The sequence below is a fragment of the Stenotrophomonas sp. GD04145 genome, from assembly GCF_029835135.1.
Classification (GTDB): Bacteria; Pseudomonadota; Gammaproteobacteria; order Xanthomonadales; family Xanthomonadaceae; genus Stenotrophomonas; species Stenotrophomonas maltophilia_P.
Genome location: NZ_JAODZG010000075.1, coordinates 1 through 8105, shown reverse-complemented (window position 1 = coordinate 8105; position 8105 = coordinate 1). Strand labels below are relative to the sequence as shown.

The following is an 8105-nucleotide window of genomic DNA, read 5'->3' as shown; positions in this document are numbered from 1 at the left end:
TCGTGCCAGCCGCCGCCCAGCACCTTGTACAGGGTGATGCGGTTGGCCTGCTGGGCCAGCTGCGCCTGCAGCCGCGTCTGCTGCGCGCTGTAGGCCGTACGACGCGCGTCGAGCAGACTGACGAAGCTGTCCAGGCCGGCGTCATAGCGCGCCTGCGACAGCCGGTTGGCCTGCTCGGCCGCGTCGACCAGACGCTGCTGCGCGCTGACCTGCTCATCCAGGCTGACGTTCATCGCCAGTGCATCCGCCGCTTCGCGGAAGCCGTTCTGGATCGCCTTCTCGTACTGCGCCAGTGCAATGTCACGATCTGCATTGGCGATATCGAGATTGGCACGCAAACGGCCGCCCTGGAAGATCGGCAGGGTGATCTTCGGCAGGAAGCTCCACACGCGCGTGCCGCTGTCGAAGAGGTTCGACAGTTCATTCGATCCGCTGCCGATGCTGCCTGTCAGCGAAATGCTCGGGAAGAACGCTGCGCGGGCAGCGCCGATGTTGGCGTTGGCGGCCAGCAACTGGTGTTCGGCCGCCATGATGTCCGGGCGCAGCAACAGCACGTCGCTGGGCAGGCCGGCCGGCGGTGGGGCCAGTGCCAGCAATTGCGGCTCGATGCCATCCGGCAGCAGAGCCGGGTCGACCTGGCCACCGGCCAGCAGCGCCAGGGCATTGCGGTCCTGCGCGAGCTGGCCGCGCAGGCGTGCGGCGTCGGTGCGCGCGGTTTCGACCAGGGTGCGGGTCTGGGTCAGTTCCAGTGCTGAACTGCCGCCACGTTCATGGCGTGCTTCTGCCAGGCGCAGTGAATCCTCATAGGTCTTCAGCGTCGCTTCGGCGATCTTCAGCTGCTGGCTGTCGGCGCCGTAGGTCAGCCACGCCGTTGCCGTCTCGGCCACCAGGCTCAGCTGTGCATTACGGCGGTTGGCAGCGATGGCGAAGTACTGCTGCAGTGCTGCTTCGCTGAGGTTGCGTACGCGACCGAACAGGTCCAGCTCGAATTCGGCCACGCCGACGCCGGCAGTGAACTGCTCGGTGACTCCCGCATCCGTACCCGTGCGCTCCATCTGCCCGGTGATGGCCACACCCGGCACGCGGTCGGCGCGCTGCACCCGGTACTGGCCGCGTGCGCGCTCGACATTGAGCACGGCCACGCGCAGGTCGCGGTTGTTGTCCAGCGCCTGGCCGATCACCTGCTGCAGGCGTGGATCGCTGAAGAAGTCACGCCAGCCCAGCGTGGCCACATCGGCAGCCTGGCCCTGCGTGGCCTCTGCCGGCCATTGCGCAGGAATCGCCGGGGCAACGGCCGTGTCCTTCGGCGTGAGGGTGGAGCAGCCGGCGACCAGGAGCACGGCGGCCAGGGATACAGCAAGAGAAGAGAATTTCATGGCGACACCTTGGGGGTCACGGTGGTAGCGCCGGGCCGTTCCCGGCAGCTACGTGGTAAGGCATCCGCCGGGCATGGCCCGGCGCTGCCGGATTCCATCACTCGGCGGTCCTGCGTTTGAACACGCGCTGCACCACCACGAAGAACAGCGGCACGAAGAACACGCCCAGCGCGGTGCCGACGATCATGCCGCCCAGCACGCCGATGCCGATGGCCTGCTTGGCGCCGGAACCGGCACCGGTGGAGATCGCCAGCGGCACCACGCCCATGCCGAATGCAAGCGAGGTCATCACGATGGGACGCAGGCGATCGCGCACGGCATGCATGATCGATTCGATCAGGCCGGCCCCCTTCTCCAGGTTTTCCTTGGCGAACTCGACGATCAGGATCGCGTTCTTGCTGGTCAGGCCCACCGTGGTCAGCATCGCCACCTGGAAGTAGATGTCGCGCTCCAGGCCCTTGAAGGTGTTGGCCAGCACCGCGCCGAGGATACCCAGCGGGGCGGCCAGCAGCACGGCGGTCGGAACACTCCAGCTTTCGTACATCGCGGCCAGGCACAGGAACACGATCATCAGCGACAGCGTGTACAGCAGCGGGGTCTGCGAGCCGGCCTGGCGTTCCTGGTAGGACATCGCGGTCCACTCGATGCCGAAGCCCGCCGGCAGCTGCTTGGCCAGCTGCTCGATCTCGGCCATGGCGTCACCGGAGGCGACTCCCGGGGCCGGTTCGCCCTGGATTTCCATTGCCGACACGCCGTTGTAGCGCTCCAGGCGCGGCGAGCCGTAGTCCCAGTGCTTGCTGGCGAAGGCGCTGAACGGAACCATCTCGCCCTTGTCGTTCTTCACCGACCAGAGATCGAAGTCCTCCGGTACCATGCGGAACGGCTGGTCGGCCTGCACGAACACGCGCTTGACGCGGCCACGATCGACGAAATCATCGATGTACGCGCTGCCCCACGCGGTCGCCAGGGTGGTATTGACCTGGGCGATCGACAGCCCCAGCGACGTTGCCTTGGCCACGTCGATGTCGATGCGGAACTGCGGCGTGTCTTCCTGGCCGTTCGGGCGGACGTTGGCCAGCTTCTTGTTGCCGGCCGCCAGGCCGAGCAGCTGGTCACGCGCGGCCACCAGCGCATCGTGGCCCTGGCCGCTGTTGTCCTTCAGGAAGAAGGTGTAGCCCGAAGCGGTACCCAGCTCCGGGATCGCCGGCGGCGGGAAGGCGAAGATGAAGGCGTCCTTGATCCCACCCAGCGCAGCCATGGCGCGGCCGGTGATCGGCATCACGCCGTTGTCGGCGTCACGCTCGCTCCAGTCCTTCAGCTTGACGAAGGCCATGCCCGCGTTCTGGCCCATGCCGGCGAAGCTGAAGCCCTGCACCGAGAACACCGACTCGACCGCCGCCTTCTCGTTCTCCAGGAAGTGATTCTCCAGTGCCGCGATCGATTCCAGGGTACGTTCCTGGGTGGCGCCGACCGGGGCCTGCACCAGCGCCATCAGCACGCCCTGGTCTTCATTGGGCAGGAACGAGCTGGGCAGGCGCATGAACAGAACCGCCATCAGCACGAACAGCGCGGCGACGATGCCCATGAAGCGCCACGGACGGTTCAGGATGCCGCGTACACCACGCTGGTAGCTTTCGCTGGTGCGGTCGAACCCCCGGTTGAAGCCGTTGAAGAAGCGACCGGCCAGGCCGCGGTGGGCGACATGATGCTCGCCCTTCTTCAGCGGCTTGAGCAGGGTGGCGCACAGCGCCGGGGTCAGTACGATCGCGACCAGCACCGACAGGGCCATCGCCGAAACGATCGTGGCCGAGAACTGCCGGTAGATCACGCCGGTGGAGCCACTCATGAAGGCCATCGGCACGAAGACCGCCGACAGCACCAGGCCGATGCCGACCAGTGCACCGGTGATCTGTCCCATCGACTTGCGGGTGGCCTCCAGCGGCGACAGGCCCTCCTCGGACATGATGCGCTCGACGTTCTCCACCACCACGATGGCGTCGTCCACCAGCAGGCCGATCGCCAGCACCATCGCGAACATGGTCAGCATGTTCACCGAGAAGCCCAGCATCGCCAGTACGCCGAACGTGCCCAGCAGCACCACCGGAACGGCGATGGTCGGGATCAGGGTGGCACGGAAATTCTGCAGGAACAGGTACATCACCACGAACACCAGCACGATCGCTTCGATCAGGGTCTGCACGACGCCCTTGATCGACACGCGTACGAACGGCGTGGTGTCGTACGGAATCTCGGCCTTCAGGCCGGCCGGGAAGAAGTTCTTCAGGTCGTCCAGCGCAGCATCCACGCCGGCGGCGGTGTCGAGCGCATTGGCGCCGGTGGCCAGGGTGACGGCCAGGCCGCTGGCCGGCTGGCCGTTGTAGCGGGTGACGAAGTCGTAGGACTCCGCGCCCAGCTCGACGCGGGCGACATCACCCAGGCGCAGTTCGGCACCGTCCTGCGCGCCGCGCACGACGATGTTGCGGAACTGCTCCGGCGTCTGCAGGCGCGACTGCGCATTGATCGTGGCGTTGAGCTGCTGGCCCTTGACCGAGGGCGCGCCGCCCAGCTGGCCGATCGCCACCTGTGCGTTCTGTGCCTGGATCGCTGCGGTCACTTCCGGCACCGACAGGCCGTAGGTATGCAGCTTGTTCGGGTCCAGCCAGATGCGCATGGCGTACTTGCCGCCGAAGACCTGGATGTTGCCCACGCCCGGGACTCGGCTCAGGCGATCGACGACATTGGAGCCGACGTAATCGGCGATGTCGTTGGCATCCATGCTGCCGTCTTCGGAGACGAAGGCGATCACGTTCAGGAAGCCCGAGCTGGACTTGGCCACGTTGATGCCCTGCCGCTGCACTTCCTGCGGCAGCAGCGGCATGGCCAGCTGCAGCTTGTTCTGCACCTGCACCTGCGCGATGTCCGGATTGGTACCGCTCTCGAAGGTCAGGGTGATGGTCGCCTGGCCGTTGGCCGAGCTGTTGGAGGAGAAGTAGATCAGGCCATCAAGCCCCTTCATGTTCTGCTCGATGATCTGCGTCACCGAGTCTTCGACCACTTTGGCCGAGGCACCCGGGTAGGTGGCGCTGATTTCCACCGCCGGCGGAGCGACGTTGGGATACATCGAGACCGGCAGCTTGAACAGGGCCAGGCCGCCGGCGAGCATGATGATGATGGCGATGACCCACGCGAAGATGGGTCGATCGATGAAAAAGCGTGCCATGGAATTCTCCGCTTACTTCGCGTCGCCGGCCGGAGCCGCAGGCGGGGCAGCGGCCGGCTTGGCCGGTGCGGCGCCCTTTTCGGTGGCGTTGACCGGCATGCCGGGGCCGATCTTCTGCAGGCCTTCGACGATGACCTTGTCGCCGGGCTTCAACCCGTCCTCGACCAGCCACTTGTCGCCGATGGTGCGGCTGACCTTGACCGGGCGGACTTCGACCTTGCTGTCCTTGCCGACCACCATCGCCGTGGTGTCACCCTTGGCATCGCGGGCGATGCCCTGCATCGGCACCAGCACCGCGTCGCTGCGCACGCCGCCACCGATCACTGCGCGCACGTACATGCCCGGCATCAGCAGGCCATCGGGGTTTTCCACCTTGACCCGCAGGCCGAAGCTGCCGGTGGCTGGATCGACGCTGACTTCGGAGAACTCCAGCGTGCCCTTGTGCTCGAAAGCGCTGCCGTCTTCCAGCAGGATGCTGACCGGCGTCTGCTGGTTGTCCTGCAGGCGACCGGCGGCCAGCTCGCGGCGCAGCTGCAGCAGCTCGGCCGAGGACTGGGTGAGGTCGACATAGATCGGATCCAGCTGCTGCACTGTGGCCAGGGCGTCGGACTGGCCGGCGTTCACCAGCGCCCCCTGGGTGACGCTGGACTTGCCGATGCGGCCGCTGATGGGCGCGGTGATGCGGGCGTAGCCCAGCGTGACGTTGGCCGAATCCAGCGAAGCCCGGGCGGCGCCGACATCGGCCTCGGCCTGCTTCTGCGCGGCTACGGCGTTTTCCAGATCCTGCTGGCTGACCGCATCGACCTTGGCCAGCTCGGTGATGCGCTTGGCACTCAGGCGCGCGGCGTTGGCCGTGGCTTCGGCGCGGGCCAGCTGTGCGCGGGCACTGTTGGCCTGGGCGCGGTAGCTGGCGTCATCCAGCTGGTACAACGGCTCGCCGGCCTTGACCATGCCGCCCTCGGTAAACAGGCGCTTGGCCACGATGCCGCTGACCTGCGGACGGACTTCGGCCACCAGGAAGGCATTGGTCCGGCCCGGCAACTCGCGGGTCAGGCCCACGGTCTCGGACTTCAGCGTGACCACGCTGACCTGGCCGGGCCCCTGTTCGGGGGCCTGGGGTTCGCCGCCACAGGCGGCCACGGTCGTGGCGATGGCCAGCGACAGCGCAAAGGGTCGGATTCGGCTCAGCAACATGGGGAAGGCTCTTGGAGGGAAGAATCTCAGCAGGCGCTGATACGGCGGACGCTTCCCGGGAACGGGTTGAGGCCTGTCGAACAACGCCCACCCGGGCAGGCATGGGTACCGGAACCGGACAGCCACGCACACGACGGGAACGATGGAGGGGAAATATACATACATGCGTGTTTGTTTGTAAACAGGTACAATTCAGCCACGTTTCACCCGTACTCGTACCCATGGCCCGCAAGACCAAAGAGGACACCCAGGCAACCCGGGAAGGCATCCTTGACGCCGCCGAAGCCTGCTTCCATGAACATGGCGTGGCCCGTACCACGCTGGAGATGATCGGTGCCCGCGCCGGCTATACCCGCGGCGCCGTGTACTGGCACTTCAAGAACAAGGGCGAGGTGCTGACCGCGATCATCGAACGGGTGCACCTGCCTTTCATGCAGGAACTGGAGCGCACCTCCACCGAGCAGCGCGATACGCCGGTGCATGATCTGCGCGCGGTGATGATCCATTCCTTCATCGAGCTGTCCGAAGACGAGCGCCTGCGCAAGACCATGGAGATCATGCTGCGCAGCGATGCTTCGGCCGATACCAAGGTGCTGACCGAACTCCAGCAGGCCGGTTTCCGCGATGCGCTGGACCGGATGGAGCGTGCGCTGCGACGCGCGCAGGCGCTGGGCCAGCTGCGCGAAGGCGCCGACCCGAAGATCGCCGCGCGCATGCTGCACGCGACCGTGCTGGGGGTGCTGCATGGCGCGATGGTCGAGCCGGATCTGATGGATCTCAAGCGCGACGGCATGCTCGCGCTGGACATGACCCTGGCCGCCTACGTGAGGGAAGGCGTGTTCGAGCCGGGCACCGTACCTGCGCCGTTGCCGGAGGCCTGAGCGCACAGGGGTCGGATCCCTCAAACAAGAAGGCCGCCTTTCGGCGGCCTTCTGCGTTACAGGATGTAGCGGCTCAGGTCCGGATCCTGCACCAGTTCACCCAGATGCGCATCGACGTAGGCGCTGTCGATGGCCAGGGTCTCGCCATCACGGTCAGGCGCTTCGTAGCTGAGCGAATCCAGCAGGCGCTCCAGTACCGTATGCAGGCGGCGGGCACCGATGTTCTCCTGGCGCTCGTTCACCTGGAAGGCGATCTCGGCCAGGCGGTCGATGGCGTCGGCAGTGAAGCTGACCTTGACGCCTTCGGTGGCCAGCAGCGCTTCGTACTGCTTGGTCAGCGCCGCCTTCGGCTCGGTCAGGATGCGCACGAAATCACCCTTGCTCAGCGCGCCCAGTTCCACGCGGATCGGGAAACGACCCTGCAGCTCCGGAATCAGATCGCTCGGCTTGGCCAGATGGAAGGCACCGGAAGCGATGAACAGGATATGGTCGGTCTTGATCGTGCCGTACTTGGTCGACACGTTCGAGCCTTCCACCAGCGGCAGCAGATCGCGCTGCACGCCTTCACGCGAGACGTCGCCACCACCCACGTTGTCACCGCGCTTGGCAACCTTGTCGATCTCGTCGATGAAGACGATGCCATGCTGCTCGCAGGCTTCGATCGCCGCAGTGCGGATATCGTCCTCGTTGACCAGCTTGCCGGCTTCTTCCTCCAGCAGCAGCGGGCGTGCCGCCTTGATGGTCAAGGTGCGCTTGTGCGCCTTGGCACCACCGCCGAGATTGGCGAACATGGACTTCAGCTGCTGGCCCATCTCCTCCATGCCCGGCGGCGTCATGATGTCCATGCTGACGTTGGCGGCCAGATCCAGTTCAATCTCGCGCTCGTCCAGCTCACCATTGCGCAGCATCTTGCGGAACTTGATGCGGGTTTCGTTGTCCTGTGCCGACGGCTCGTTGCGCGCCACTTCCGGGTCGAAACCGATGCCGCCGCTGCGGCGTGGCAGCAGCGCATCGAGAATGCGGTCTTCGGCACGTTCTTCGGCCTGGGTGCGCACGCGCACCTTGGCCTGCTCGCGGTACAGCTTGACCGCGGTATCGGCCAGATCGCGGATGATCTGTTCGACGTCCTTGCCGACGTAGCCGACCTCGGTGAAACGGGTCGCTTCGACCTTCACGAACGGCGCATTGGCCAGCGTGGCCAGGCGACGCGCGATCTCGGTCTTGCCGACGCCGGTCGGGCCGATCATCAGGATGTTCTTCGGCATGACCTCGTTGCGCAGCTCGGCCGGCAGCTGCATGCGGCGCCAGCGGTTGCGCAGGGCGATGGCCACGGCGCGCTTGGCGTCATGCTGGCCAACGATGTGCCGGTCCAGCTCCTGCACGATCTCGCGCGGCGTCATGGTGGCGGAGGAAACTTCGATCTTCGACATGGAT

Annotated in this window: 5 protein-coding genes; 1 reads left to right on the top strand and 4 read right to left on the bottom strand. The window is 66.0% G+C overall.

The features are described from left to right. The 3 genes from smeF to smeD all read right to left on the bottom strand — a co-directional run. Nucleotides 1-1376 (bottom strand): multidrug efflux RND transporter outer membrane subunit SmeF (smeF, locus tag N7367_RS18935; RefSeq protein ID WP_279943005.1); only part of this gene is annotated, 1376 nt, incomplete at its 3' end. 97 nt (nt 1377-1473) lie between these two features. Continuing rightward, nucleotides 1474-4596, bottom strand: a complete 3123-nt coding sequence (gene smeE, locus N7367_RS18930) for a multidrug efflux RND transporter permease subunit SmeE (RefSeq protein ID WP_279943004.1) — start codon at nt 4594-4596, stop codon at nt 1474-1476. A 12-nt stretch (nt 4597-4608) separates the two neighbouring features. Next, complete coding sequence (gene smeD / locus N7367_RS18925; RefSeq protein ID WP_279943003.1) at nt 4609-5790, bottom strand: multidrug efflux RND transporter periplasmic adaptor subunit SmeD; 1182 nt, start codon at nt 5788-5790, stop codon at nt 4609-4611. A 221-nt stretch (nt 5791-6011) separates the two neighbouring features. Between smeD and N7367_RS18920 the strand changes: the two genes are divergently transcribed. Then, nucleotides 6012-6671, top strand: a complete 660-nt coding sequence (locus N7367_RS18920; RefSeq protein ID WP_279943002.1) for a TetR family transcriptional regulator — start codon at nt 6012-6014, stop codon at nt 6669-6671. A 56-nt stretch (nt 6672-6727) separates the two neighbouring features. Here N7367_RS18920 and hslU read toward each other — a convergent pair whose 3' ends face one another. Continuing rightward, on the bottom strand, nt 6728-8101 hold the full coding sequence (gene hslU / locus N7367_RS18915) for an ATP-dependent protease ATPase subunit HslU (RefSeq protein WP_053520175.1): 1374 nt from the start codon (nt 8099-8101) through the stop codon (nt 6728-6730). Between the last annotated feature and the right edge of the window lie 4 nt (nt 8102-8105).

Coding starts and splice junctions, on each gene's coding strand:
- smeD (WP_279943003.1), bottom strand. CDS start 5,790: ATGTTGCTGAGCCGAATCCGACCCTTTGCGCTGTCGCTGGCCATCGCC.
- hslU (WP_053520175.1), bottom strand. CDS start 8,101: ATGTCGAAGATCGAAGTTTCCTCCGCCACCATGACGCCGCGCGAGATC.
- smeE (WP_279943004.1), bottom strand. CDS start 4,596: ATGGCACGCTTTTTCATCGATCGACCCATCTTCGCGTGGGTCATCGCC.
- N7367_RS18920 (WP_279943002.1), top strand. CDS start 6,012: ATGGCCCGCAAGACCAAAGAGGACACCCAGGCAACCCGGGAAGGCATC.